Source organism: uncultured Campylobacter sp., from assembly GCF_937980635.1.
GTDB lineage: Bacteria > Campylobacterota > Campylobacteria > Campylobacterales > Campylobacteraceae > Campylobacter_B.
On sequence record NZ_CALJPG010000022.1, the window covers coordinates 133,535 to 159,896 of the forward strand.

At 46.2% G+C, this 26,362-nt stretch carries 21 protein-coding genes, 1 tRNA gene and 2 pseudogenes; 7 read left to right on the forward strand and 17 right to left on the reverse strand.

Annotated elements, in window-relative coordinates; genetic code table 11:
* Positions 1-98: 98 nt before the first annotated feature.
* Both Q0460_RS06330 and Q0460_RS06335 read right to left on the reverse strand, forming a co-directional pair.
* Positions 99-173, reverse strand: a tRNA-Glu gene (locus tag Q0460_RS06330).
* 314 nt (positions 174-487) lie between these two features.
* Entirely contained in the window at positions 488-1,711 is a 1,224-nt protein-coding gene (locus tag Q0460_RS06335) for an ankyrin repeat domain-containing protein (protein ID WP_299085981.1), read from the reverse strand.
* A gap of 519 nt (positions 1,712-2,230) precedes the next feature.
* Here Q0460_RS06335 and Q0460_RS06340 point away from each other — a divergent pair.
* Positions 2,231-2,836, forward strand: a complete 606-nt coding sequence (locus Q0460_RS06340; protein ID WP_299085983.1) for a hypothetical protein — start codon at positions 2,231-2,233, stop codon at positions 2,834-2,836.
* A 205-nt stretch (positions 2,837-3,041) separates the two neighbouring features.
* On the opposite strand, the gene Q0460_RS06345 is transcribed toward Q0460_RS06340, so the two are convergent.
* The 10 genes and pseudogenes from Q0460_RS06345 to Q0460_RS06390 all read right to left on the reverse strand — a co-directional run bounded on the left by Q0460_RS06345 (position 3,042) and on the right by Q0460_RS06390 (position 14,661).
* Positions 3,042-3,512: a hypothetical protein gene (locus tag Q0460_RS06345; protein WP_299085985.1), complete on the reverse strand. Its 471-nt coding sequence runs from the start codon at positions 3,510-3,512 to the stop codon at positions 3,042-3,044.
* A complete protein-coding gene (locus tag Q0460_RS06350; protein ID WP_299085988.1) occupies positions 3,513-4,226 on the reverse strand; it encodes a DUF4230 domain-containing protein in 714 nt (237 codons plus the stop codon).
* A gap of 674 nt (positions 4,227-4,900) precedes the next feature.
* The gene (ilvA, locus tag Q0460_RS06355; protein WP_299085990.1) at positions 4,901-6,112 is read right to left on the reverse strand and encodes a threonine ammonia-lyase; all 1,212 of its coding nucleotides are present in this window, start codon (positions 6,110-6,112) and stop codon (positions 4,901-4,903) included.
* Positions 6,113-6,215: 103 nt separating this feature from the next.
* A pseudogene (locus Q0460_RS06360) lies at positions 6,216-6,698 on the reverse strand (methyltransferase domain-containing protein); the annotation flags it as partial.
* Between the two features lie 408 nt (positions 6,699-7,106).
* Positions 7,107-7,730 (reverse strand): annotated as a pseudogene (locus Q0460_RS06365) (tRNA (uridine(54)-C5)-methyltransferase TrmA); the annotation flags it as partial.
* The gene (locus Q0460_RS06370; RefSeq protein ID WP_299085992.1) at positions 7,727-9,427 is read right to left on the reverse strand and encodes a Na+/H+ antiporter NhaC family protein; all 1,701 of its coding nucleotides are present in this window, start codon (positions 9,425-9,427) and stop codon (positions 7,727-7,729) included. The gene Q0460_RS06370 and the pseudogene Q0460_RS06365, both read right to left, overlap by 4 nt.
* A 481-nt stretch (positions 9,428-9,908) precedes the next feature.
* The gene (locus Q0460_RS06375) at positions 9,909-10,160 is read right to left on the reverse strand and encodes a hypothetical protein (RefSeq protein WP_299085993.1); all 252 of its coding nucleotides are present in this window, start codon (positions 10,158-10,160) and stop codon (positions 9,909-9,911) included.
* Positions 10,114-11,364: an ankyrin repeat domain-containing protein gene (locus Q0460_RS06380; protein WP_299085994.1), complete on the reverse strand. Its 1,251-nt coding sequence runs from the start codon at positions 11,362-11,364 to the stop codon at positions 10,114-10,116. The genes Q0460_RS06375 and Q0460_RS06380 overlap by 47 nt, the downstream gene beginning before the upstream one ends.
* Positions 11,365-12,255: 891 nt before the next feature.
* The gene (locus Q0460_RS06385; RefSeq protein WP_299085995.1) at positions 12,256-14,433 is read right to left on the reverse strand and encodes a cation-translocating P-type ATPase; all 2,178 of its coding nucleotides are present in this window, start codon (positions 14,431-14,433) and stop codon (positions 12,256-12,258) included.
* A gap of 3 nt (positions 14,434-14,436) precedes the next feature.
* Positions 14,437-14,661, reverse strand: coding sequence for a heavy-metal-associated domain-containing protein (locus Q0460_RS06390; RefSeq protein WP_297882052.1), 225 nt, complete (start codon positions 14,659-14,661; stop codon positions 14,437-14,439).
* Between the two features lie 133 nt (positions 14,662-14,794).
* Here Q0460_RS06390 and Q0460_RS06395 point away from each other — a divergent pair, with 133 nt between their 5' ends.
* Genes Q0460_RS06395 through Q0460_RS06410 form a run of 4 tightly spaced genes read left to right on the forward strand, consistent with a single transcriptional unit; the run spans position 14,795 to position 17,438 of the window.
* On the forward strand, positions 14,795-15,529 hold the full coding sequence (locus Q0460_RS06395; RefSeq protein ID WP_177388917.1) for a YebC/PmpR family DNA-binding transcriptional regulator: 735 nt from the start codon (positions 14,795-14,797) through the stop codon (positions 15,527-15,529).
* A gap of 8 nt (positions 15,530-15,537) precedes the next feature.
* Complete coding sequence (locus tag Q0460_RS06400) at positions 15,538-16,026, forward strand: peptidylprolyl isomerase (RefSeq protein ID WP_299085996.1); 489 nt, start codon at positions 15,538-15,540, stop codon at positions 16,024-16,026.
* Between the two features lie 34 nt (positions 16,027-16,060).
* Positions 16,061-16,426, forward strand: a complete 366-nt coding sequence (gene acpS, locus Q0460_RS06405; RefSeq protein WP_299085997.1) for a holo-ACP synthase — start codon at positions 16,061-16,063, stop codon at positions 16,424-16,426.
* A 22-nt stretch (positions 16,427-16,448) separates the two neighbouring features.
* Positions 16,449-17,438 carry a hypothetical protein gene (locus Q0460_RS06410; protein ID WP_299085998.1) on the forward strand — a complete coding sequence of 330 codons (990 nt, stop codon included), beginning with the start codon at positions 16,449-16,451 and terminating at the stop codon, positions 17,436-17,438.
* Positions 17,439-17,930: 492 nt separating this feature from the next.
* Here the strand turns inward: Q0460_RS06410 and Q0460_RS06415 are convergent, their stop codons facing one another.
* Positions 17,931-19,274, reverse strand: coding sequence for a class II 3-deoxy-7-phosphoheptulonate synthase (locus tag Q0460_RS06415; protein ID WP_299085999.1), 1,344 nt, complete (start codon positions 19,272-19,274; stop codon positions 17,931-17,933).
* A 104-nt stretch (positions 19,275-19,378) separates the two neighbouring features.
* On the opposite strand from Q0460_RS06415, the gene rarD reads away from it, so the two are divergent.
* A complete protein-coding gene (rarD, locus tag Q0460_RS06420) occupies positions 19,379-20,251 on the forward strand; it encodes an EamA family transporter RarD (protein WP_299086000.1) in 873 nt (290 codons plus the stop codon).
* Positions 20,244-20,654: a hypothetical protein gene (locus Q0460_RS06425; RefSeq protein WP_299086001.1), complete on the forward strand. Its 411-nt coding sequence runs from the start codon at positions 20,244-20,246 to the stop codon at positions 20,652-20,654. Before rarD ends, Q0460_RS06425 begins: the two co-directional genes overlap by 8 nt.
* A 408-nt stretch (positions 20,655-21,062) precedes the next feature.
* Here the strand turns inward: Q0460_RS06425 and Q0460_RS06430 are convergent, their stop codons facing one another.
* The 4 genes from Q0460_RS06430 to Q0460_RS06445 form a co-directional block, all read right to left on the reverse strand.
* Entirely contained in the window at positions 21,063-21,551 is a 489-nt protein-coding gene (locus tag Q0460_RS06430; RefSeq protein ID WP_299086002.1) for an ankyrin repeat domain-containing protein, read from the reverse strand.
* Positions 21,548-22,984 (reverse strand): catalase, encoded by a 1,437-nt coding sequence (locus tag Q0460_RS06435; RefSeq protein WP_299086003.1) that lies wholly within the window; start codon positions 22,982-22,984, stop codon positions 21,548-21,550. The genes Q0460_RS06430 and Q0460_RS06435 overlap by 4 nt, the downstream gene beginning before the upstream one ends.
* 648 nt (positions 22,985-23,632) lie before the next feature.
* On the reverse strand, positions 23,633-25,069 hold the full coding sequence (locus tag Q0460_RS06440; protein WP_299086004.1) for an ankyrin repeat domain-containing protein: 1,437 nt from the start codon (positions 25,067-25,069) through the stop codon (positions 23,633-23,635).
* Between the two features lie 373 nt (positions 25,070-25,442).
* The coding region (locus Q0460_RS06445; protein ID WP_299086005.1) for a hypothetical protein at positions 25,443-26,362 on the reverse strand (920 nt) is incomplete at its 5' end.

The window sequence follows — 26,362 nt, forward strand, 5'->3', positions numbered from 1 at the left end:
TATAAATTAATATAAATTGAAAATAGCTTTAAAACGCCTTAGTGCCGATAGTTCGTAAATGGTTATACATTGAAATAAATAGATGTAAAAATGAGTAATGGTGACCCACAGGAGATTTGAACTCCTGTTACCGGCGTGAGAGGCCAGCGTCCTAACCACTAGACGAGTGGGCCGCGAAATTAAAAATGAGATAATAGCGAAGTGTATATAAATTTTGGATTAAATTATATATTTTTGGCAAAAATAACACAAAATAAAATTTTCGCCGAAAACTTAAAGCTTTTTGGCATAGCCGCAAATCTTGGTGCTCTAAAGAGTCCGATATGCCGCCCATTTTAGATGGCACATAAATAAGTTCCGTCGTTGCAGCCATAAGCCAAATCGATATCATAAAAGCTTGCTGCGCCTTGCTATCAGCATCAAAAACGCCAATAATTTTATCGCGCTGATTTAAAGCAGGTGATAAGAAGCCATTTAGCATGCCTTGTTATTTGGCTTCTAGGATTTTTAGATACTCATATACTCTTTTATCCTCATTTTTCCTTGCCCAATCCGATGGAGTTACGCTTTGGTTATGAGAACATCTAGCTTTTGGATCGGCGCCTCTTTCTACTAGATATTTTACGATTTCTAGACTATGAGAACTTGCCGCATAATTTACCATGGAGCAGCCATCCCTATCCTTTGCTTTAAAATTTCCGCCGTATTTTTCTAAAAGCTTTACGAGCCTAAAACTCTTCTCATCGTCGTGTTGGCTTCCGAATACGCTCATCATCATTGCGCTATCAGTCAGTCTTTTTGCGCACTCTAGCATCGCGCGAAGCGAATTTTCGCTACCTAACATTACCGCCATTTCGATGGGGGTGGTATTTTCATGACCTTTAAAATTCGGATCGCCGCCCATTTCACAATATTTTTTAGCTTCTTCGGCGCTGTCTGAATATGCCGTTTTATGAAGCAGCGTTTGTATCTCATCCGCACTCAAACTCTCTTCAGTCTTAGGCGTAACGAAAAAGTTTTTGTCGTAAATCTCCTTTAATGAATTTGTACCGTAGTATTTACCCGGTTCGTCTTTAAAAATCAAATTTATACCATTTAAATCCGTAAGTTCTATAGAGTCGTTTGTTTTTAAATTTATTATCTTGTTAAAGTTAAAAACTAAATCATCCTTTTTAACCCCGCTATCAAAGATGAAAAAGTGGCTAAACTCGTAAGGGAATTCGTTTTTGTATTCAGGGTTTGACGCCGGATTTATCCTAGAATCGCCAATTTCTATCTTATCATGCCCCCATCTTTTGCCGAATATAAATATATTTGTACCCCAGCTTTTTGAAATTTTATCATCGTTCTCGCCCATTACGAAGATATCGTTTCCCCATGGGTCTTCCACATCGCTTCTGCCGCCAGTCAAAATATAGACGTTGTTATTTCCGGGGCAAATTATAGAGTGCCTCGTATCGCTTTTGGCTATAATGATTTCGTCTGCGTTTTGGTTGCAGCGAGAATTTATATCCCAATATATGGTTTTGCTAAAATTTAAACTCACGTCTTCTAATACGGTGGTATCAAATCCTTGCGTCACTAAAATCTTTTTAGGAAAATATCCTTTCGCTTGCCCGTCTTTGATAAATTTTTCCAAACTTTGAAAGTCGGTTATATTGCCTCCAAAACAGCCGCCGACTACCAAAAACAATATAATGATAAATCTCATACTCGCTCCTCTTTTCGAGATAAAATTTTAAAAATTATACAAAATTTGTAAGCAAAATTTACTAAAAACAGCTCAAATTTAAAAATCAAAAATAAACGTTTTCAATGCTTATAGTAATGGCACTTGGATAGTTATAAATTTTAAGCCGCGCTGCTGCTTTTAAATTTAAAAAGTTAAATCCATTTTAAACAGAATTTGCGTAAAATCCCATTTTAAAAACGTATTACGCGAGCGGCGGCGGCAAAGTAAAATTTGCGGTAACTACGGCGTTAAATTAAAAGCACTCGTAACGGCGGAACTAAATAAAATTCACGGCAGTAGCCCAAGGATGAGATATTCGGCGGCATGCTGGGCTTAAATCATTCACAGTGACGTAAAGTACGAAATATGCGCGACGGCGTAAAATTAAAATTCGCAGCGGCTAAATTTAAAGCCCGCGAGGCGATAATCAAAGCAGCGCCAGCCGCTCATCTGCGCAGTGCAAGCAGCGAACCGCACATTAAAATTTAAAGGTATAAAATGAACGAAGATTTTCAAAGAGCGAAGCTGCAAGGCACGCTCGGCGCGCTCTGCCTACTGGTCGCGAGCATAGCGTATTCTATAAAAGGCGAGATCACGTACTTGGATTCTCAAATCTTAGTGTGGATTTTTGCCTTCACATTCCTTTACCACGCGCTTAAAAACATCCAAAATATCACGGGTCCGCAGGTTTTTATAATCTTCAAATACGCCTACAGCATTGCGCTTGCGGCGCTGCTATATTTTTCAGCCATTTATATACTTAGAAGATGTGATTGCAGTAGGCTGCAAATATACGTGCCGTATTTGATATTTGCAGTTACGGTTGCTTGGATAATTATAAATTTTAAGTTGTACGCCGCTACCGGATGCAAGCTTTTTGCCATATACGCCGCGCTGCTAATCGTTGATGTCGCCGCAGACATCATCTACGGAATGATGTTCAAAATACCGGTCCCCGCCGCTATAACGATGGGCGTCATAAATTGCATGGAACTACTAAATTTAATCTTAAATCCATTAGCGTCCGTAGTGCTGTTTCTTGCGTGGCTTAATATAAAAAACCCCGCCAAAGCAAAGGGTCTATGGAGCCGGGCGGAGAGATAAAATTTGCCCGCATTTATACCGCACGGAGTTTAAATTTAGACTGCGCCGGGGCGTTTGCAAAGATAAAATTTCACGCTCGCACGCGCTGTTTTGGCAAAGGCACGGCCGCCAAAACCCGCCCGCTCGCTGTTCGTCTGCGCAGTACAAGCCATGAGCCGTATCAGCGCTATCCTCGACAAAATTTAATAAATTTCGCACCATACGACTATAAGTCCGCCTCGCCGCACTCGTAGCCGAAAATTTTAATCCCCGTGTCGCTCTGCTCGTAGCGTAGCGCTGGGATTTTTTGCAGTAGATCTTTTAGCTTCGCTAGATCGTTTTTTCGCCCGCCGTCGAAGGCTCGCGGCACCCACACCCACGCGATCTCGTCGTATGCAAACGAACCTACCGTAAAGCTAGCCCGCTTTGAGCCCGCCTCCCATTTGGAGGAGTTTTTGATCGCGTAGAAGTTCGGATAGAGGATTTTTTTGATGATGAAGCATTTGCAAAATTTAAAATCCGCGAAAAACTCCGCCCACGTCGCATCCTCGGTAAAATAGCCCTTCGCGCGCAGGCGCTTTTTCTCTTTGCGTAGCTTGATAGGCTCGTAAAATCGCTGCCAAGCCCTCGCGCAAGCATCCATAAACGCCAGTATGCGGGCGAAATAAATTTTAAAAAGCGCCTTAAAAAGTTCCATCTACTTCTCGATCTGCGATTTTAGCGACTTATCGATTGCGATCTCGCTGCTTGCGATGTCGATCGTCTCAAGTGCCTTGTCCTGGAAGATAAATCCAACCTCCTTCGCGCCGAAGCTCTTGGCGATCGCCTCCAGTGTGTCGGTCGCGGATTTATGGATCTTGCCGCCAAGATCGTTGATGATTTTTAGCGAGAGCTGCTTGACCTCGTCCTTTGCGTCGTCGATGAGGTGGTTTTTATCGCTTTCATCAAAGCTCGCGCCGAACAGCCCGTTTAGCGAATCAGGCAGCAGAAACGGCAGCAGCTTGGCGTTTTTCTCGTCGTAAATTTTCATATCTTTGATCGAGTATTTGTATTTGCACGGCGGCATCTTGATCTCGTAGCGATCCTCGCCCTGCGGCAGTATCGCAAAGTCGGGGCTTAGTAGGTCGTAAACAAACTCGATCTCAAACTCGAAGATGATGGCGATCTGCTTTTTCGTCATCAGCGGCGAGACGAGCGAGCCCAGCAGCCCGCTGCCCACGTTTTGCTTGCGCGTGACGATCTCTTTGGAGTAAATTTTAAAAACGCTCAGCTCGCCGATGCTTTTAAGCCGCGTGATGTCGGTGGCGATCTGCGGCTTGCTCGCCTGCTCGCCGCTTTTGCGCATCTTAAAAAACATAAAAACCAAGATGCAAAATATCACTAAATTTAGAAGAAAAGCAAAATTTTCCAAATTTCATCCTTTAAAATTTTATCGGTATTTTAGCAAAATACAGCGCCGATTTGTAGTGCAATTAAAATTTTACGATTTTTGCGGCAAGAAATTTTAAAGAAGCGAGCCGCGATTATAAAATTTAACGCGAGCCGAAAGGCTCGCTCCTTGAGCGTGCCAGGGGTAAGCCTTGTGGCTAATGTTAAATTTTGATATGGCTTGAATTACAACACACGAAATTTTATGCTTGTTCATTTCATTAGAATTAAACTCAGGCGTAGCCCGTGCCACTTAAAGCGTCGCAGGAGGATTAGTTCACCACGAAGTTTCTCTTGGGGCGGGAAGGGGGCCCCAATTGCGAGGTAACATTTCTCGCAGAGGCGGCGGCGCTGCCCCGCAGCACCGTATTACTCTGCTCGCCCACAAACCCCACCCATCCCCCGACGACACTTTAAGCGGGGCGGACTGTGTCCGCGTTAAATTTAAATTGCGGCTTGCGCCGCATATTTGAAATTTTAAATTCTACGTAAAATTTAAAACCGCGAGCCGCAAAGTGTTTCGGCACGACGGATATAAAATGGAGGCAAATTTAAAATTTACCCGCTGCAAGCCGTGATCAGGATGCAAGTGAGTAAATTTGGCAATTTCAGGCAAATTCACGAGCGAAAATAAATTTTATAAACTCCCGATAAATTTTACAAAATCTCCCTGAAATCGTACCCTGCGTTTTTGAGCGCCCAGGCGATGTCCTCTTGATGAGCCTTGCCCTTGGTCTCAAGCGTGATCGTGATCTGCGCGTCGCCGTACTCGATATTGGTCGAGAAGCGGTCGTAGTCGATCTTGACGATATTTGCGTTGGCTCGGCGCAAAATTTCAGTAAGCCCGGTAAGCGCGCCCGGCTTATCGACGAGCGTGACGTTGATCGTCATCTTGCGATGCGACTTGATAAGGCCTTTTTCGATGATGATGTTTAACATCTGCACGTCGATGTTGCCGCCGCTTAGGATGATGCCGATCTTTGCGCCCGCAGGGAATTGGAATTTCGCGTTCATCAGCGCCGCTACGCCCGCCGCGCCCGCGCCCTCGACGATGATTTTTTGCTGCTCGAGCAGATAGAGTATCGCGCTTGCGATCTCCTCGTCATCGACCTGCACGAACTCATCGACGCACTCGATGATCGTAGAGAGCGTGATCTTGCTCGTATCCCGCACCGCGATGCCGTCGGCGATGGTGCGGACAGATTTGGAATTTAGAGGCTTTTTCGCGACGAAGCTATCGTGCATCGCAGGCGCGCCCTTGGCGGCTACGGCGATGATTTTGATGTCGGGGTTGATTTGCTTGGCGCAGCTGCAAACCCCTGTAGCAAGCCCGCCGCCACCAACCGGAACGACGATGTATTCAAGATCTGCGACCTCTTCGATCATCTCAAGCGCGATCGTGCCTTGGCCCGCTTGGACGAACTCGTCGTTGAAGGGATGCACGAACGTCAGATTGTGCTCCTTGGCATATTCCAATGCAAACGCGTACGCCTCGTCGAAATTATCGCCCTTTAGGATGATCTCTGCGCCCAGAGCCTTCGTACCGCTTACCTTAAGCAGTGGTGTGGCTTCAGGCATTACGATCACGGCATGCACGCCGAATTTTTGCGCGCTCATCGCTACGCCCTGGGCGTGGTTGCCCGCACTTGCGGCTATTACTCCATGTGCCCGCTCCTCGTCCGTTAGGTGCGCGATTTTATTGTAAGCCCCACGGATCTTATATGCACCGGTGCGCTGCAAATTCTCGCTTTTGAGATACACTTCCGCGCCATAAAGCTTGCTGAGCTTCGGCGCCAGAGCAAAGGGCGTTTTATAGACGAAATCGTTTATCGTGCGCTTTGCTTGGATGATTTTATTTAGATCAACCATCTACTTCCTTTCGTAATTTTAAATTTTGTTATTATACATATTTTAGGCGAAATTTTATCCCGCGCGCAGCCTAAATCCGCGGCTTCGGCTCTAGGCTCGCACTCTAACTCCTGCGCCGCAAAAGCACGCCGCATTCGATATGCGCCGTATGCGCGAACTGATCGAAGATCGCGAACCTACGCACCTCATGCGTAGCGCAAAGCGAGCGTAAATTTTCAAAAAGCGTCTGCGGATTACAGGAGATGTAGATTAGATTACGAAAATTTTTTATGAAATCAATCACGCTAGGCTCCAGTCCCGCGCGCGGCGGATCGATCAAGACGTGCGAAAAATCGTAGCTGAAAATATCGATCCCCTTTAGCCGCTCAAACTCGCGCCTGCGCGCAAACGCGCTCATCAGCTCATCCGCGCTAAGGCGGACGAATTGCGCGTTGCAAACGCCGTTGAGCTCGCAGTTTATGCGGGCATTCGCAATCGAGCTTTTTGAAATTTCGCTCGCCAGCACGCGGTTAAATTTAGCCGCAAGCGGGATGGTGAAGTTGCCGTGTCCGCAGTACAGCTCCAGCAGATCGCGCGCGGCGGAGCTTTCTGGGCGCACGGCATGTTTTTCGCAGCTCAAATTTTGCGCGGTCAAATTCTGTTCGATGAAATTTTGAGAGGCGGAATTTTGCGCGGTCAAATCCTTATGAGCGAAATTTTTATCCATAGTGCCCTCGTCTGCGGACGCGTAGTTAAATTTTACGGAATTTTCGCCGCTAAACTCTGCGCGAGCGGAATTTGCTTTAACGGAATTTCGGCAGGTGGCGTCAAATTCGGCGGAATTTTCAGAAGCAAAATTTCGATCCGTAGAATTTCGCGAGACGGACTGCTCGCAGCCGTAATTTTGCGCAGCGGAATTTTGCGAGGTAAAATTTTTTTCAGTAAAATTCTTTGCGGCGGAATTCTGCGCGGCGCACACCTTGCTCGTGCCCTCTTTGCCGAAGTCCACGCAGCTTCTCGCCCAGGCGATCATCTTTTCGTTCACGCCGCGGTTGGGCTGGATGAAGGCGTTTTCGCTGAAGCGAAATTTATAAACTCGCCCGTCCACGCAAAGCTCGTCCGTGAGGCTTAGCTCGCCGCTTAGTAGCTTCTGTCCGCGCGCACGAGCCATAACCCTGATGCCAAGCTTGCCCGCCAGCTCGCAAATCGCCTCCTGCTCGCGCTCGCCCAGGCGCTTGTGATAAAGCAGCGTCGCCAAAATCCCGCTGGCGCACGAAATAAACTCGACGCCGAAGAGCTTCTCTTTTAAAGCTTCGCTCCGCCTAAGCGCTTCTAGCAGCCGCGGCATTAAATTTGCGATAGGAAGCGCTACCTTGGGGCATTCGTTAATTAAAATTTTCTTGCTACGTGCGCCGCCCATCGTGTAGGCAAGATCGGACGCGCTATGCCAAATATCGTGCCAGATGCCAAATTCCGCCCTGATACGGTAATTTTGCGGGCTTGAAGCGAAAAACTCAAACTCGCCGTCAAAAAATTCTTTAAATTTATCGCCGATCAGCCGCTTTTTGTATAAAATTTGATCCGCGTAAGGCTCGCCTAGCGTGCAGCTGCCGCAGCTGCCGAAGCTTTCGCAATTCATACATCCACTCTTTTACCCACCACGCGCAGTAAAAGAATGATAGCCGCGATACCCAAGATCAGACATCCCCACACGCTAAGCCCAAAGCCCGCAGGTAGATAGCCGCAAACGATACTGATGCCGCAAACGACCAACGCATAGGTCATCTGCGTGCTTACGTGCTCGATGTGATCGCAGCCTGCGCCCATCGATGAAAGAATCGTCGTATCAGAAATCGGCGAGCAGTGATCGCCGAAGATCGCCCCCGTAAGCACTGCGCTGATATTTACGCACATAAAAATATGAAATTCCTCGCCGCTAAGTCCGTATTTTTGCCCCACGGCGTGCGCTAACGGCACGGCCAGAGGCGTGACGATGCCCATAGTGCCGAAGCTTGTGCCCGTTGAAAATGAGATAAACGAGCTAAGCACGAAGATCACGATCGCAAGCGCAAAGTGCGGTGTAGCGTCGCTTAGAAGCTCGACCAAGTAACGCGAAGTGCCAAGCTCCTTGATAACCGAGCTTAGCGACCACGCAAAAAGCAGGATTATGACGGTATTTAGCATGCTTTTCCAGCCGCCCACCCAGACCTCGATCGCCTCTTTGACGCCGTAAATTTTTTGCGCGATGCCCAAAACGACGGCGATGATCGATGAAAAGAGCGCGGATTGAAACAGTACGACCGAGGCATCCGCCGCGCTAAATGCGGTGCGGATCGAAGTAAAGCTAAGAGGGGCTGCCTTGACCACCTCCAAAGTCTCGCCCTCCAGCGAGCTAAGTCCGTTGAAATAAAATCCGACGACGGAAAGGACGATCATCGCGCCTAGCGGTATTAGCGCGTTTAGCTTGCGAAGCGCGACGCCCTCTTTGGGTACGAAAATTTGATCCTCTAAATTTTTGATTTTAAAATCCGCAGCTCCGCTCTTGCCGCCGCGAGATGCGATCTCTGCGCGATACATCGAGCCAAACTCCCTACTCATCACGGCAGTAGCGACTACGAAAAAGATCATGAAAATATTATAAAATCTATACGGGATCGTCTCAACGAAGACGGTGAAGGCGTTTATGTTTTCTATGCCGATCTGCGAGTAGGCCTCTTTGATCGCCGAAATTTCAACTCCGACCCACGTGGAGATCACGGCGATGCCGGTGATCGGCGCGGCGGTCGCGTCTATGATGAAGGCGAATTTCGCGCGTGAAATTTTAAATTTATCCATCAGAGGTCGCATGATAGGGCCCACGATCAGCGCGTTTGCGTAATCGTCAAAAAATATCACAATACCCATGAGCCAGGTGTAAATTTGCCCCAAAACTGGGGTGTCTGCGTGCTTGCTAAGCCAGAGCGCAAGCGCCTTCGTGCCGCCGCTTTTGGTCACCAAAGCGATAAGCCCGCCGATACACATAACCTGAAGCAAAATGCCCGCATTCCACGTATCCGCCATCGATTTTACCATGCGGGAGCATAGATCTGTAAAAGCGAAAAGCGCCGAAGCTGCGATATTTTGATCGACCATACCGATGAGAAAGGTTCCGCTTAGCACGCCTAAAAACAGCGACAAAATCACGTCCTTAGTGATGAAAGCAAGCACGATCGCCGCAACCGGCGGGATAAGCGTGAGTGCGCCGTAAAGTTCGCTGTTTCGCACAGCGGGCTCCACGTCCGCAAGCGCCAGCGCGGGCAAAAAAATCGCCGTAAAGATAAGCAAATTTTTTAACATTTTAATCCTTGATGATTGATAAAATTTTAAAATTTAACCTCCGATCGGGGGCTAAATTTTAAAATTCTGCGCGCCTTGCAGCAATTATTCGTATTCGCGCGCTTTCCTTTTACGGCGATTATTGAGCGCCTTAATCGCGCAGCAAACTCTACAATTTTGCTGCGTTTGCAATTTTGCGAACTCATTTTTAAGCAATTTATTGAGTAGCGAAATCTCTACGGTGCAAAATACCGCGCGCGGCGTAATCAAAAGCGTTTTATAAGCGAATTTAAAATTTTACTTAACATAGCAAAAGCCCCAAGTCAAGGTAAAATTCCGCAATACTGCGATGCTTACTTTGTCGCAAAAGGATAAATTTTTCGCACAAAATTTGACGAAATCCCACTCTTGATCGCAAGCCAGAATCCCTCGACAAAAATTTTATCGCGCATAAACGCAAAATATCGCCATTTTTAAAGCTCGTATGCGCGTTTACAAAATTTCAGAGCATGCAACCTGCGCAAGCAAAGCGATAAAATTTTAAAGCGTTAAATTCTACCAACTCGCACTCGAAAAATCCGCTAAATTTATAGAATTTACAAAACGGCAAAACATTAAATTTAAAGCTCATAAGGCTTTTGCAAACCCAAAACGCCGCAAACCCAAAACGACGACGAAGCGGCGAGCGACTCTTTAAATCAAGCCCGCTAATTCTCACGCTCAGGCGCATCTTGCGGATCGCTCGTAAAATCATCGCTTGCTTGCGTAGGACTTAGTCCAAGCGAGCGCAAATAGCTCTGCGTAGCTACTTCACCACCCGCAAGCGCATAGTCTAGTGCATTTAGCCCTGCCTCATCGGCCGCCTTTTCGTTTGCGCCCGATTTTACGAGCAATTCAACGATCTGCTTGGTACTTTTTTGCGCCGCAAACATCAGCAGTGTCTTACCCGCGCCCGAACGCTCACAGCCGTCGCTACGCTCGCCTAGCGATGCCAGAGCCTGGGCCTCGACGCTGCCGATCTGGCGGACATTTACGCTAGCGTGCGAGTAGATTAGCAACTTTACGAGCTCATAATTTTTTGCCGCGGCGGCGAAAAATATCGGAGTTTGCCCAAGCGAGTTTTTATAGCCAACCAAGGCGCCTTTAGAGATCATAAATTTAGCACTTTGAACATTATTCATCGCGTAAAATAGAGAGTTTTCCTCGCCAGCATTCACCTGCGCACCTCGCTCGATCAAAGCACCGCTAAAGCGCTCGTCATATCCTAGCAAAAGTGCCAGATCCAGGGCATTATCAAGCTCGTAAATTGCAAAATCCTTGCTAAAAAGTAGCGTACGAAACTCATCTGCGCCTACTCCGCCTTTTAGCGCCAGCTCAAGCTCACCGTAATCTCCCGCCTTGCGATCCTTTGCAGCATATGCGATAAATTCTGCTATCACGGCGCTTGCCAGCTCATCGGCGTCGTTTTTATTAAATTTGGCGGCGAAATAATCTCTTAACGCCTCCCTGGCTGCCGGGATCTCGCCCATAAAATTGCCATAAGCGATGAAATTTCCAATCTTGCGCTCGGAGTAAAATTCTAAGGCTTCAAGCGATTTTTCGCTGATTTGTGCGTAGCTTTTCTCTTTGGCATAGCTCAAAAAGCCCTCGCCATCCATCCCCGCAAATGCCAAGGTTCGCTCAAGCCTTTTTTCATTCAGCAAGGCTTCGTTACCGACGCAATCGATATTTTCGTCCCTGATCTCAGAAGCCGCGCTTTTTAAATTTTGCAAAAATTCCGCGCCAGCTAGCGAGCCTTTACAGCCAAAATCGCTTTGCAGCAGCTCTTCGTCCGCAGGCTCTTTGCTAAAAAAGCCGCGCGGATCGCTTAGTATCTGCTCACAAGAAGCGCCAAAAAGCGTGCCGCAAAAAACAAACGAACCCATTAGAATTTTTCGCATCGCTACCTCGAATTGCATTTGTAGCGTTATTTTACCTTTAAATTTATTTATTAAAACTTAGTGCGGGCGGTGAAATTCTATGGAATTCCTTTCAGCTTTATAAAATTTTGCGGAATTTTTAAAATTTTACGGCGCGGCGACGAACGGCGTTAAATAATGGCAGTTAGAGGCGTAGCGACTGGCGGTGCTAGATACGACGCGGCAGCGAGCGGTGTTAGGCGATAGTCAGACAGCGGCGCGGCGAGAGCGTCGCTAGAGGCGGCACTACAACCGATGAAATCCTATACGACGGCTAGACGGCAAATAGCCAAATAGCGGCACGGCGGTAAGTAGCGTCAGAAGTATGCCGGGCGACGACGCAACGACAAATAACGCTAGAGGGCAAACGACGCCAAGAGGTAGCTAGACGGTAGCGCGGCGATCTGCGACATTAAAATTTATACGCGGGGCTAGATGCAAAATAAAATTTCACAAACGGCGCAAATCTCGCAAAATTGCACGCGCAATTACCGCAAAACAAAATTATAAGCGCTCAAATTTCATAGAATTTTACGCGTTTACGCGTGATTAACCGCGGGAGTAAAATTTTGCACGCTCTGTGCAGAGAAAAAGAGCTCTTTCAAAACGAAAGAAATTCGCAGCGAGTAGAGTTAAATTTCGCCTGTAAAAATTCCGCCGAATAAAGCCGTCCGCCGAAGTTAACTCAGGCAAGCTTGCTAACGCGGAATCCGGCGGCGGAATTCACGAAATTTTACGCCAGATTAATCGCAAGATAAAATTTTGCAAGCAGCGCTAATCCCGCGGAATTTCGCGCGCGATTAGCCGCGGGATAAAATTTTACGCGTTTTGCGCCGAGTAAATTAAAATTTTGCCGCACAAAATTCCGCGCCTAGCGCAAAATCCGTCGCGTTAAAATTTAGCGAATTTCAATCTGATGGAATTTAGCACGACCGTTACGGAGCTAAAACACATCGCCGCGGCACCGTACATCGGCTTTAAAAGCACGCCAAGCGCTGGATATAGCGCGCCTGCCGCGATCGGGATACACACGGCGTTGTAAAATAGCGCCCAGAAGAGGTTTTGCTTGATCGTCCGCATGGTGGCACTCGATAGGCGGAATAGATATAGCACGCTCGCAAGGTCGTTTTTTATAAAAATCACGTCGCCCGCGCCCTTGGCTACGTCGCTGCCGCCGTTCATCGCGATGCCGATACTAGCGGCTTTTAAGCTCGGCGCGTCATTGACGCCGTCGCCCACGAAAAGCACTCGCTTGCCCTCATCGGTCAGGGATTTGATGAACTCATATTTGCCGCTTGGAAGCACTCCGCTTTTTACCTCGTCGATGCCGAGGTTGCGAGCGACGAAATTTGCCGTTTTGGCGTTATCGCCCGTTAGCATGACGGTTTTTACGCCTCTGTTTTGCAGCGTCTGCACGACGTCCCGCGCTTCGGCTCTGATCTCATCGCTAAATGAGATAAAGCCCGCGTACGAGCCGCCTATCGCGCAGTAAACGACGCCGAAGCCCTTGTCTAAAAGCTCCTCCGCTTCTACTTCGACGCCCGCATCTACGCCGCGCTCGCGCAGGAAGCCCGCGCTGCCGCAAAGAATTTCGCCGGTGGGATTTTTAGCGACAATCCCCTTGCCCGCGATGCTTTCAAACTCACCGTTAAGCTTAGAAATTTCGCCGAATTTCAACTCGGCAAATTTTACGATCGCCTTTGAGATCGGATGCTCGCTAAGCTTTTGCGCGCTTGCCAGAGCGTAGAGATCTTGGGCGCTCAGATCGCTGAAGCTTACCGAAATTTCGCCCTTGCTAAGCGTGCCGGTTTTATCGAAAACCGCGACGTCCGCGTCCTTTAAAATTTCTAAAATTTCGGGATTTTTGATTAAAATTCCAGCCTTTGCAGCGTTTGAAATCGCGCAGACGATAGCGATCGGCGTCGCAAGACCTAGCGCGCACGGGCAGGAGATGATAAGCACGCAGATAGCGGCGGATGCGGCATATGAGAGTCGCCCGTCAAGCGCCATCCACGCTATAAAGCTAACAAGCGCGATCAAGATCACCGCGGGCACGAAAATGTTTGAAATTTTATCGGCAAAGCGCGCGATCGGCATCTTTTTGTTGCCCGCCTCGTTTAGCAGATTTTTAATCTCGGCAAGTAGCGTTTGGTGCGGGAATTTCGTCACCTTCACGTAGATGATGCCGTCGGTGCTGACGCAGCCTGCGTTTACCTCATCGCCTACGCTTTTATAAACCGCCAAGCTCTCGCCGCTGATGAGCGAGGTGTCGATCTGTGCGCCGCCTTCTACGATAAACCCATCGCATGGGATGCGCGAGCCGTTTTTTACGAGAACCTTATCACCGGGCTTTAGCGCTTCTGCGCGCACTTCGGCTATCGTGCCGTCGTCTTTGATCAAAAGCGCGGTTTTGGGGCTTAGATCGATTAACCCCTTGATGTAGTCGTTCGCCTTCATCTTGCTGCGCTCTTCTAGGTATTTGCCGAGCGAAATAAAGGCGATTATCATCGAGGCGGACGAGAAATAAAGATTGGTAAATTCGTTCTGCGCGCCGTGCGTATAGACCCGCGCCGCGGCCGTTAGCGAATAGGCAAACGCAAAAAAGCTTCCCATCGCCACGAGCACGTTCATATCGAAGCTTCTGTTTTTCAGCGAGCCGTAAGCGTGATAAAAGAAGTTTTTGCCGCAGTAAAATAGGCTCACGCACGCCATCGCCGCGCAAAGTAGCGCCTTTGGAACGAAGCTTAAAAACCCGCTCATCTCCACCGCCATTACCGCCGCGGCTAAAACCAGAGCGAGGATTAGCCTAAATAGCGCCGCTTTGAGATTGCGCCGCTTTTTGCGCTCCAAATCCTCGTAATCCACGGCGATGTCGTAGCCTAGCTTTTTGATCTTGGCTTTTAGCGTCTCCTCAAGTGCCGGATCAGCAAGTACGAACTCGCCGCTGCCGTTTGCGAAATTTACGTGCGCCTCCTGCACTCCCTCGATCTTGCGACTTACCCGCTCGATCGCGTTAGAGCAGTTTACGCAGCTCATCCCGACGATATTTAGAGTGATTTTGCTTGGCATCCGTTAGTTTTCGCAGGCTAGCTTTTCTGCGACGCTAAAGCCCAAATCATCCATCTCCTCTTTAAATTTAGCCTCGTCGCGCGGATCTAGGCTTAAACTCACCACTCCGCTTGCTACGTCTACCTCGATCTCGCCGAAATCCTCTTTGAGCGCGTTTTTGATCGTCCTCGCGCAGTTTTCGCAGTGTATATTTTGCGCCTTAAATTTTACGCTTTGTTTCAAAGCCATGAGCCTCTCCTTTGGATTAAAATTTCAAAACTTATACTACTTTTTAATAAATTTTATTTCAACGCCCGCTCCTGAAATTTAAGGGTTTTTCGTTATAATCACCCGTTTTTAAATTTAAGTTTTAAGGAATTTTATGGGACGAGCTTTTGAATACAGACGCGCTTCAAAAGAAGCTAGATGGGGGAAGATGAGCAAACTTTTCCCAAAACTGGGCAAGGCCATAACGATGGCTGCGAAAGAGGGCGGCGAAGATCCGCTGATGAACTCCAAGCTGCGCGCCGCGATCGCCACGGCAAAGGCGCAAAATATGCCCAAAGACAACATCGACGCAGCTATCAAGCGCGCTAGCGGCAAAGATAGTGCCGATATCAAAACGATCTTTTACGACGGCAAGGCGCCGCACGGCGCGCTTTTAATAATCGAATGCGCCACCGATAACCCGACCCGCACCGTCGCAAACGTAAAATCGATTTTAAACAAAGCCAAGGGCGAGTTTTTGCCGAGCGGCAGTTTGAAATTTATGTTTTCGCACAAGGCCGTTTTTGAGACCAAGCTGCCGAGCCGCGACATCGAGGAGCTGGAGCTTGAGCTCATCGACTTCGGTCTTAGCGAGCTTGAGATCAACGAGTTTGAAAACGATAAGGGCGAGCTCGAAAAGACGCTACTAATCTACGGCGAATACGAAAGCTTCGGCACGCTAAACGAAGGTATCGAAAAGATAGGGCTTGAGATCATCAGTGCAAGCTTAAAATTTGTCGCTAACGAAAAGCACGAATTTAGCGAGGAGCAGCTTGGCGACATAGACGCGCTGCTCGAGCGGCTAGAGGATGACGACGACGTGCAGGCAGTTTACACCAACATCGCATAGGAGAAAAAATGGAAAGCTTAAAAATTTACGACATTGACGAAGAGGCTTTGGCGCGCGATAAATACGCCGTGATAAAAACCGAAAAGGGCGATATGAAGCTGGAGCTTTTCGGTGACGAAGCCCCGCAAGCGGTTACGAATTTCGCTAGCCTCGCACGCAGCGGGTTTTACAAGGGGCTAAATTTTCACCGCGTAATTCCAAATTTCGTGATCCAAGGCGGATGCCCGCGCGGCACCGGCACGGGGGGCCCTGGTTGGCGCATAAAGTGCGAATGCGACCGCCAAAGGCACAAGCACGTGCGCGGCGCACTTTCGATGGCGCACGCGGGGCGCGATACGGGCGGCAGCCAGTTTTTCGTCTGCCACAGCGCGCAGCCGCACCTAGACGGCGTGCACACGGTGTTCGGACAAATCGTGGATCAGCCTAGCCTAGCGGTTTTGGACGCGATCAGACAGGGCGATAAGATCATCGACATCGAGATTAAAGAGAGCCTGTAATCGTGATTAAATTTAAGCCGCGGGGCGCCAGACCGTGATAAAGATCGGCACGGACATAACCGCGGTGCGCAGGATCTCGGCGCTGCGCGCAAAATACGGCGCGAAATTTCTAAAGCGCATTTTGAAAAAATCCGAACGCTCATCCGCGCTGCGCGATGAAAATATCGCGGGCATCTATGCCGCCAAAGAGGCGCTTAGCAAGGCGCTAGGCACCGGCATCGGCGCGGAATTTGGCTTTAAAGACGCTAAAATTTACAAAGACGCCCTGGGCGCGCCGCATCTAAAAATACGTAAAAAAATCTGTAAAAAATTTCATATCAAATCCGCAAGCCTTAGCATCACGCACGACGCAAACGTCGCAATCGCGGTAGTCGCACTCGATATAAAACTAACGAAATAACGAATATATAAGAGGACGAATTTTGAAAAAATATCTTATTAATTTTCTAAAATTTATAAAGCGCCATTATATAATCTCTGCGATTTTTATCATCTGCATTTTGACATTTATCCCTTATATGCCTATAAATATGGGCTTAAACTACGCCGGAGTTTGCACCAATCCCTTGCATTTTGGCATCTTATCGGATAATGAACTAAAAGAGATAGCGTTTAAGCAGTATTTGAAAAATGAGCATGCAAAGAGCAATTACCCTTTTTATGAAATCTTTTTAAGAGACAGTAGGCCGAAGGATTTAGACTTTGATATCGACTGGTGGGAAATTTATCGTAAGTGTAACGGCGACAAGCGCCCCGATGATAAGTGTGAATTTTGGAAAGTATCTAAAGAATTAAATTTAGAAAATCTATTGTCTATCGGCAGACAAATTTGTAAAGACGGGAAACAAGTCACGCAGATAGATAAATCCATACTAAAAGCTATAGACGATGAAAGCGTGGTGTATCCATGGGAGGATAACAAGCTTTTTAATGATAAAGGAGAACTTAATTATTCGGTTTATTACAAGAGAAAGTATCACGATGAAAAAACGCATCAAGAATCGGATTTGATATTAAAATTTTTTCAATATAACTCTATTGCAGCGTTTAAATCTGATAAGAATTTCACTGCCTCTGATAAAATTCGAGGAGAAAGCGATAAGATCGTGTACATTATAAAGTATAGTGGAACAACAGGCTCGCTGATGGCAATGTTAAAAAATAGAAATTTTGATAGTTTTTGTGAAGATATCGATTCAATTGAAACGGGAAAAAGGGATCTAAATAAACTTACTTATCGCGGTACTACATTACTAGAAGATAATACGACAAAAACATGGACAAGCAATAATTATGGCGAGATAAGGATACGCGTAGATAACTGCGGGAACGGACTTGAAACGCTATATCATGGTCCTTGGGACTATTTTGAAGAATATATGAAACTCAATAAAATCAAATTTAAGGAGTAATCTATGTCAAAAATAGTAGATATGAAGAGCGAAATCAAAATGGCTTAATGAATTTGACTTTGCAAAACTCTTAAATCAGCCGCAATAGTTTTTTCTACTAATAGGCTTAAAATTAAATTTCCAAATTCCGCGACAGTAAAATTTTTGAAATTTCAAACCGCGCCACAAAACTAAAATAAAATCAAACAAAGCATTACAGATTCAGGCGAAATTCTACGCTTTGCCGCGACGTCGCATATTCTAGCGCTACGATTAAAATTCCTCGTAGAACCTAGTGGCGCCGCCTTTCCGCTACGATAAAATTTTACGGAATTTTTTGTGATTGCTCCATATAAATTTTAGATTAAAGCCGCGTAAATTTAACCGCCCGCGCCAAGATATGATTAGATTTCAAGTGCAAAGCACCGTCGCAGCGCCGGCTTACGTCAAAACTCCTAAAACTACGACTAAAATTCCAAGCCGCGACCAAATTCTCGCGCAACGAAAGGCGGATTATTCCGCCTTTTTTAGATTATCGGCGAGCAAAAACGCAAGCTCTAGCGCCTGATCTGCGTTTAGACGCGGATCGCACTGCGTTTCGTAGCGCTGTTTTAGCGTCTCTTGCGTCACGTTAAATGCGCCGCCCGTGCACTCGGTGACGTTTTGACCGGTCATCTCAAGATGGATGCCGCCCGCGTGCGTGCCCTCCGCGGCGTGGATCTCGAAAAAGCTCTGAACCTCGCTTAAAATTTTAGAAAATTCGCGCGTTTTGTAGCCGTTGGCAGCCTTGACGGTGTTGCCGTGCATCGGATCGATGCTGTATAGGATCGCCCTGCCCTCGCGCTTTAGCTCGCGTAAAATTTGCGGCAGCCGCGCGCCAATCTTATCCGCGCCCATGCGGATGATGACGTTTAGCCTGCCTGCTTCGTTTTGCGGATTGAGCTTGTCGCAAAGGCGCAAAATTTCATCCGCGGTGCCGCTTGGGCCGATCTTGACGCCGAGAGGGTTTTTGATACCGCTTAAAAAATGTACGTGCGCATCGTCCGCACCGCGCGTGCGCTCGCCGATCCAAAGCATGTGCGCCGAGCAGTCGTACCAATCGCCGCTGGTGCTGTCGATGCGCGTCAGGCACTCCTCGTAGTGTAGCAGCAGCGCTTCGTGCGAGGTGTAAAGCACCGTCTCCGCAAGGCTCGGAGAATTTGCGGCGCTCAGTCCGCACGCCTCCATAAATTTAAGCGTACGCGAAATTTCATCGCTGAGCTCGTTAAATTTAGCCTCCAGCTCGCCCTTTTTCAAAAAGCCCAAATTCCACTTATGCACCTCGTGCAGGTTCGCAAGACCGCCGCGAGAAAAGGCGCGCAGCAGATTCAGCGTAGAAGCGCTTTGATGATACGCCTCGATCATGCGCGCAGGATCCGGCTTGCGCGCCGCTTCGTTAAACTCAAAGCCGTTGATTATGTCGCCGCGGTAGCTAGGCAGTCGCACACCGCCCACCTCCTCGAAGTCGCTGCTGCGCGGCTTTGCGAACTGCCCTGCGATACGACCTACCTTAACGACGGGGCGTCCCGCTGCAAAGGTAAGAATGATCGCCATCTGAAGCATTACCTTAAACATATCGCGGATATTATTCGCGCTAAAATCATTAAAGCTCTCCGCGCAATCGCCGCCTTGAAGCAGAAACGACTTGCCCTCGCTGGCGCGCGCAAGCTCGGCTTTTAGGTTGCGAACCTCGCCCGCGAAAATTAACGGCGGCAGCTTGTAAAGGCGCTCTTTAGCGGCCTGCACCGCACTTTCATCCTGATAAATCGGCTGCTGTAAAATTTTATAATCTTTCCACGACGTCCTACTCCAGCTCATAGCCCCTCCTAGATTTCGTAAAATTTCGCGATTATACCCAAATAAGCTTTTATTAACCCAAAAAATCTTAAAATAGCGCCTTTAGGCAATTTGGAAGGAATTTTATGGAAGAAAACCGCACTAAAGGGCTAATGTTTGCTCTTGCCACCTTTGTTATGTGGGGCGTTTTTCCGATATTTTTCAAGCTCATAAAGGATGTGGATGCGGTGCAAATTTTAGCGCATCGCGTCGTTTGGTCCTTCGTGCTGCTGCTCGTTTTCCTATGCTTTACGCACCGTTTAAAAAACGTCGCGCGGCTTCTTAGTACTCCCAAAATCGCTCTCACGCTGCTTTGTACGGGACTACTTATCAGCACGAACTGGGGCATTTATATCTACGCGGTAAATTCCGATCAAATTTTAGCCACCAGCCTCGGATATTTTATAAATCCGCTATTTTCGGTGCTTTTGGGCGCTTTGTTTCTGCACGAACGGCTAAGTACGGCGGCCAAGCTTTCCCTGCTGCTAGCCTTTGCGGCTATCGGCGTGCAAATTTACGCGCTAGGCAGGCTGCCGATAATCTCGCTCGTACTACCGCTTAGCTTTGCATTTTACGGCCTCATACGCAAGAAGGTAAAAGTGCCTAGCTTTGAGGGGCTGTTTTGCGAGACGACGCTGATGCTGCTGCCCGCGCTTGCGTTTCTGATCTACTGCGCGCTGAAAGGAAGCGGCGCCTTCGGCTTTAGCGCAAGCGGCGCGCTGCTGTTTGCAAGCGGGCTAATTACGATTTTGCCGCTGCTTACCTTCGCCGTAAGCACGCAGTATCTGCCGCTATCTACGATCGGCTTTATGCAATACATCAGCCCTAGTATGAGCATGCTAATCGCGGTATTTATCTACGGCGAAGAGCTTGAGACTTACAAAATTTTGAGCTTTTCGCTAATTTGGTTCGGGCTTGCGGTCGTGGGCTTGGATGGCTTAAGGAGAAAAAATGGCTAATTTCGCTTTGATGTTCGCAGTCGCCCTTGCGGTGGGCGCGCTCGTGTATTTTCAGGTCCAAAAGGCTTCCGCGCGCGCAGACGCCGCAGATCCCGAGCTTAGCTCGCAAAGGTATATGAAATTTTGCGATATTTTAGAGGACAAACTGCGAGATCTAAAGCGGCTAGAGCTGCGAGAAGAAGGGGCTCGCGAGAGCTATCTAGACGAGCTTGAAGCTCTCAGTAAGGAGTTAGTCTATATCAAAACGATGCATCAAAGCAACCTAAACCCCGCCGTGTGGGAGGGCAAGCTATTTGAGTTTCTAAGTAAAACGGACGCGCTTATCGAAAAATACGCCGCGGGCGCAGAGCGCTCGCTACAAGACTGGCGCAAGCAGCTGGAGATGGAATTTAAGAGCTTATAGTCGTGATCCTTAAGATATCAAAATTAGGCTACATATAATAATCGGCACTCGGCATAAAAGGCTCGATCGATGAACCTAAAATGGTAAAATTTAGCCGCAGTACTAAGCCAAATCTAGCTACAAGACAAGCTCGATCCAAAAATCAATAAAATTCCAAGCGCGCTGAAAAATCTTAAAAATTTACAAACTCTGCAAAAATTCAAAGGAAAATTTATAGTCTTGCCACAAGGATCGCAATAGATCATACCGAACTTCATTGCAAAAATTGAGCCAATGGGCGAAGCCGACAAGACCTGCTAAATTCAGACGAAATGGGGAGGCATAGCAAAACATACGTCAAATTTTAAACCGTGTATAAGCGCTAAAGCGCGTAAATTTTAAACCGCCAAATATCAAGGCATATCAAATTTAAACCGCTCGCGCGCTCTTTTTGGCGAAAATTCCTAAAAATTTAACCGCCAGTCTTTGTAACAATCCCTGCTTTTTACGCTTGCTTAGTAAAAATTTTGCCGTTTCACTCCTACCAAACATCACGGCAAAGGCATATGGTGTCATACCAAGACCGCTCGTAGCCTCTACGTCCGCGCCGGCGTCTACGAGAGCTTTGACTACCTCCAAATGCCCTTTAAAGGCCGCACCCGCGAGCGGAGTTTGCCCGCGGTTATTACGCTCATCGACTCTGGCGCCGTTTGAGAGCAGCATATTTACAGTCTTTAGCGCGTTATTGTAGCTAGCCAGCATTAAAAGCGTGTCGCCTTTGACGGATTTTAAATTTACGCTAAGACCGGCTTTTATCATCTTTTCCAGCTCGTCAGCATTATCTCGCCTAGCAAAATCAAGCGCTATAGCGCAAAGCTCGCCATATCTTTGCTCCTCAGCCTGCGTTAATCTCGTCAATTTTTTGCTTTCAAAGCGGCTCTTACGCCATTTGCGTAGTCGGCGGAAATTTTTTCAAAATGTCCTATCGCACGCTCTTTTATCGCTTCGCTCACACCCTCCATGCTATCTGCGATATTACTAAAAAGCTGCGATTTTTGTTCGTCGCTCATTAGCTCAAAAAGCGCTCTAGGTTGCGAATAATAATCCTGATCCTCGACTCTGTGATCGTATCTTTGCATCGCGCCTTCTATGCTTATATCAGGCTCTAACAAAGCACGATCCTCTTTGGCACCGCCAAAGCTGTTAGGCTCATAGTAAGCCTTATCGTCAAGCTCATACATTCCGTTATTCATCGCGCCGCCCACGACGTAAGTATTGACCTCGCTTACAGGACGATTAACATCTAGCTGCGCGTAGTGCGTGCCAATACGATATCTTTGAGCGTCGGGGTAGCTAAATATCCTTGCTTGCAGCATCTTATCGGGACTAAAGCTGATACCAGGCACTATATTTGACGGGCTAAATGCGGCCTGCTCAACCTCATTGAAATAATTTTTCGGATTTTGGTTTAGCGTCATGACGCCCACGTCGATGAGCGGGAACTCCTTATGAGGCCAAGTTTTGGTTAGATCAAAGGGGTTAAATTTGACCTCTTTTGCCTGCTGTAGAGTCATTATTTGAATTTTAAAATCCCAGCTTGGAAAGTCGCCCTTTTCTATACTCTCAAAAAGATCGCGTTGATTGCTCTCTCGATCTTTTGCAATGATCTGTGAGGCCTGAGCGTTGGTTAAATTTTTAATGCCTTGGCGAGTTTTGAAGTGAAATTTAACCCAAAATCTTTCGTTTTTGTCATTTATAAGGCTGTAGGTGTGGCTGCCAAATCCGTGCATATGACGGTAGCTGGCCGGAATACCGCGGTCACTCATCAGGATGGTTACTTGATGCATACTCTCAGGGCTTAAGCTCCAAAAGTCCCATGCTGCCTCATTTGAACGGAGGTGTGTGTGAGGATCACGCTTTTGCGTGTGGATAAAATCCGGGAATTTATACGGGTCTTTTACAAAAAAGACGGGAGTGTTGTTTCCGACCAAGTCCCAGTTGCCCTCTTTGGTATAAAATTTAATCGCAAAGCCCCTTACGTCGCGCTCAGCATCAGCTGCTCCAGTCTCACCGGCAACGGTAGAAAATCTCAAAAGTAACCTTGTTTTCTCGCCTTTTTGCAATACTTTGGCTTTAGTATATCGCGAGATATCCTGCGTAATCTCTAATGTTCCGTATGCGGCGCTACCTTTTGCATGAACGGCACGCTCGGGGATACGCTCTCTGTTTTGATGGGCTAGTTTTTCAAGTAGCTGATAATCTTGCAACATTATACCGCCGCGGCTGCCTGCGGTAAGGGAGTTTTGGTTATCCGCGATAGGATTACCCGAAGTAGTGGTTAGTTTTTTCATATTTATTCCTTTCTAATAAAATCTATTTGCAATTATACATATATGAATTAAAATATTTATTAAATAATAAAAATTATTGATAAAAGTTTAGGCTTAGAATTTGTAATATTTTAAAATTTTATATTTCTAACCCATCTTTAACATTATGAATTTCATAAATTATGAGATCTGCTATATATAAATTTATCCCATATTAATATAAGAACCATGATATTTCGCGATCTTATATAAATTATAGATGCTATATGCGATGATCAAGATATTAAAAACAACGACGATAAAGTGGTTGATCTTATTTATAAACACGGCAAGCCGCTCGAATATTTTAAAGATCTGACGAAAAAGAATCTTAATTTAGATCATACTTTTTGGAATTTACTACGGATATATCGAAGAAATGCGAAATTTAAAGATTATCTTATGAAGCTCGAAGATGTCAAGAAGCAAATTCTTTAAATTCAAACAAGCCTACAAGACACATTTGATAGACTTCTATATTAAATACACAATAACTGCTAAATTTAACAGCATCGCATTCATAAATTTAAGTAAAATTTAATTTAAAAAACAAAAAAAGCTTGACGCAAATTAAAATCATTAAAATTTTACCAAATACGTAGCGATCATAGCCAAAAGCTTTACGAAATTTTATTTATTGGCGGACGCAGTATCTGCAGTCTTGGATCTCACTTGCTCTAGCTGCTTAGAAGCATCGCGCCTTAAAATTTTATCGTACTCCTCTACCTCTATCACCTTGCCTTTATACTCTATTTTAAGATAATATTCCAATTTTTCTAATTGCAAATATCTAAAAAATTTATCTAAATCAAAGCCGCTTGCACCCTTAGGCTCATCGCCGCAGAGCGAGGAATAGTGCTTTATAAGCGTATCGTAGATATCAAGTAGTGCTGTATTTGGCGTTACCGAGCCGCATCTATTAAGATCGGGCAGCGAGCCTTTGTTAAGCTTGATTACATCATTTTCCGAATACTTTGAGCGCTCCGTCATCATATATCTAAGCAGCTCATACCTAGAGCTGTTTAATAAAGTCCAATCTAAAATAATCTCATCGTAACAATAATTATCCATATGCTCTAGGTATATTTTCTTATACTCCTTCAACGTATCCAAATCCTTACGGCAGTCATCGTATTTTTTTCGAATACGCTCATCGTCCGGAAGCCCTGCTAAATCGTATTTAAGTAGCAGATTTAGCATACTCGCGTCATATCGTTGCGGCAGCATCTGATAGATGGAGCAGTTCGGCTGCCGCTCATCTTTGCGGTGTTTGAGCGTAAAAGCAATACAATGATCGTCCGTCCAAGCGGCAATCTCAGGTCTTACACCGCTGCTAAGCATAAGCTCCGTCATCTGCAAAAATCCGCCTGCTACGGCGTAATAGAGTGGATCGGATACCGCACTAGTACCTTCGCTTTTAGGCGTTATGGAATATGTCTTTACCTGTGCGTCGCTAGTAACAACCAAATAGGAGTCACCGTATCCAGGGTATGTAAGCCACGGACGAACATATTTAACGCTAGAAAAGCTAGCTCCATGCTTAAGTAGAACTTCCGCGGCGGCGGTAGAGTTATTTTCGATAGCATAGCTTAGCGCCGAATGAGAAAAATCGTCCGTGCGGTTGATATCCGCTCCGTGATAGATCAGCTCCTCGGTGGTGTTTGCATCGTTGTAAAAGCTAGAATACATTATCGCCGTTATACCAAACTGCAGCGGATCGCCCGCAGTGATGCGCTGCTCTCGCATAAATGCCAAAATACGAGCAGTGTCCTTGGAGCGCAAAAGCTTGCAGAAATACTCCATTCGCTCATCGCCCTGCACTACGCACTCATCTAAATCTAACTCGGCGCCCAGCCTTTCGTACCGGTACCTCGCTCGTGCAGCGCGATCCTCGTACGTTAGCGGCGGATTGGAGGAGTTGCCGGAGGTTGTGGCGCGACTCGCCGTGGAATTTTGCGCGGGCTGAGTTTTGGATCTGTCCATAAACGCACCGCCTACGATCAAGAAAAATACGCCCGCCAAAACAACCAAGCACGCTATGATGAGCTTGGATTTTATCTCTTTCAAAGCAACCTCCGCAAATAAAATGACAAATACTACCGAGTGTGAGCTTAGCCGAATATAAACGGGCGGAATTTCACAAGGCAATTTCGCTCGGGCGGAATTCGCAGGGCGAGGTTTAAGAGGGTTTAGGCGCAAAATTTTTGCCTTCGAAATTTTACCGATAGAATTCCGCGTAGAAATATCGCAGAGGCGAAATTCTACCGACGAAATTTTATTCCAGCGACAGGCGGTTAGAATTTCAACAAGCGCTTCTACGCATAAAATTTAGCGCTAAATTTACGCTGTATTTGCACTCGGTATCGCTACGAAATTTAATGACGGCACCATAAAATATTGAAATTTTAGTTTTAAATTTACCGCCCCTTCGCATATCCCCCTAGATAAAAACCGTATAGTCTTTTTTAATATAGTTTATATTTATATTTTTCTGCAGAAAATACTCTCTAACTTCGTCGTAAATTTGACTGCTATACAAATAAATCAAATAGTAGTGCGCCGCTATGGCAACAGCATTGTATAGATACTTGCCATATCCAGGTCTGGCGACTTTTATAAACGGGAAAATTTTAAAACCTTTTAAAGAACGGTTAATATAGAAATAGACGATTAGTTTTAGAAGCATATTGGTTATATACATAAAAATTAGCGCTACCAAGAAAATACCCAGAGAACCGACACATAATACAACTAGCACAACAAAAGATGAGGCACGAAAATTTTCCGTTGAAAAATTTCTACGCAATACTTCCTCTTCCACCTTACACTGCCTTTTGATAATCCCTTTATATAAAAATTCTATGTATTGATCGGTAAATCTTATTTCGCGTTTATTGCGTATTGCGGTAAAGATATAAGTAATAACGGCTATCAGCAATAGCACCATACAGGATAGCAAATATTCGTATGTATTGATATATCCGAAGTCTATAATGTCTCGAATAAGAAATAGCGGTAGACCTGATGTCGGAAGAATTATAAAAAGCCGCGCGTAAACAAAAAACTTTTCATAGTTTTTAATTACTAGCGGATCTTTGTCGTAGTTCCTAGCCTTAGAATTTTTAAATAAAGTAGCATTGTCTGGATCTAAATTTTGAAATTTTCTATCGAGCTCCGCGTTTAAATTTAGACTGTCTGAATTTCGATCATTATAATTTAAAGTTTTAAAATTTGTATTATTTAAATCTGAGGTATCGAAATTCGAAGCGTTTAAATTTGAGGTATCGGATTTTGAAGTATCAAAATTTAAGGCATCAGAATTTTGAGCGTCAGAATTTTTCTGCAAACCTTGCTCTACAT

Bases quoted from the DNA above. Each gene is read 5' to 3' on its own strand.
- Q0460_RS06335 (WP_299085981.1), bottom strand. From the start codon at position 1,711: ATGAGATTTATCATTATATTGTTTTTGGTAGTCGGCGGCTGTTTTGGA.
- Q0460_RS06340 (WP_299085983.1), top strand. From the start codon at position 2,231: ATGAACGAAGATTTTCAAAGAGCGAAGCTGCAAGGCACGCTCGGCGCG.
- Q0460_RS06345 (WP_299085985.1), bottom strand. From the start codon at position 3,512: ATGGAACTTTTTAAGGCGCTTTTTAAAATTTATTTCGCCCGCATACTG.
- ilvA (WP_299085990.1), bottom strand. From the start codon at position 6,112: ATGGTTGATCTAAATAAAATCATCCAAGCAAAGCGCACGATAAACGAT.
- Q0460_RS06370 (WP_299085992.1), bottom strand. From the start codon at position 9,427: ATGTTAAAAAATTTGCTTATCTTTACGGCGATTTTTTTGCCCGCGCTG.
- Q0460_RS06375 (WP_299085993.1), bottom strand. From the start codon at position 10,160: ATGATTTTACGAGCGATCCGCAAGATGCGCCTGAGCGTGAGAATTAGC.
- Q0460_RS06380 (WP_299085994.1), bottom strand. From the start codon at position 11,364: ATGCAATTCGAGGTAGCGATGCGAAAAATTCTAATGGGTTCGTTTGTT.
- Q0460_RS06385 (WP_299085995.1), bottom strand. From the start codon at position 14,433: ATGCCAAGCAAAATCACTCTAAATATCGTCGGGATGAGCTGCGTAAAC.
- Q0460_RS06390 (WP_297882052.1), bottom strand. From the start codon at position 14,661: ATGGCTTTGAAACAAAGCGTAAAATTTAAGGCGCAAAATATACACTGC.
- Q0460_RS06395 (WP_177388917.1), top strand. From the start codon at position 14,795: ATGGGACGAGCTTTTGAATACAGACGCGCTTCAAAAGAAGCTAGATGG.
- Q0460_RS06400 (WP_299085996.1), top strand. From the start codon at position 15,538: ATGGAAAGCTTAAAAATTTACGACATTGACGAAGAGGCTTTGGCGCGC.
- Q0460_RS06415 (WP_299085999.1), bottom strand. From the start codon at position 19,274: ATGAGCTGGAGTAGGACGTCGTGGAAAGATTATAAAATTTTACAGCAG.
- rarD (WP_299086000.1), top strand. From the start codon at position 19,379: ATGGAAGAAAACCGCACTAAAGGGCTAATGTTTGCTCTTGCCACCTTT.
- Q0460_RS06425 (WP_299086001.1), top strand. From the start codon at position 20,244: ATGGCTAATTTCGCTTTGATGTTCGCAGTCGCCCTTGCGGTGGGCGCG.
- Q0460_RS06435 (WP_299086003.1), bottom strand. From the start codon at position 22,984: ATGAAAAAACTAACCACTACTTCGGGTAATCCTATCGCGGATAACCAA.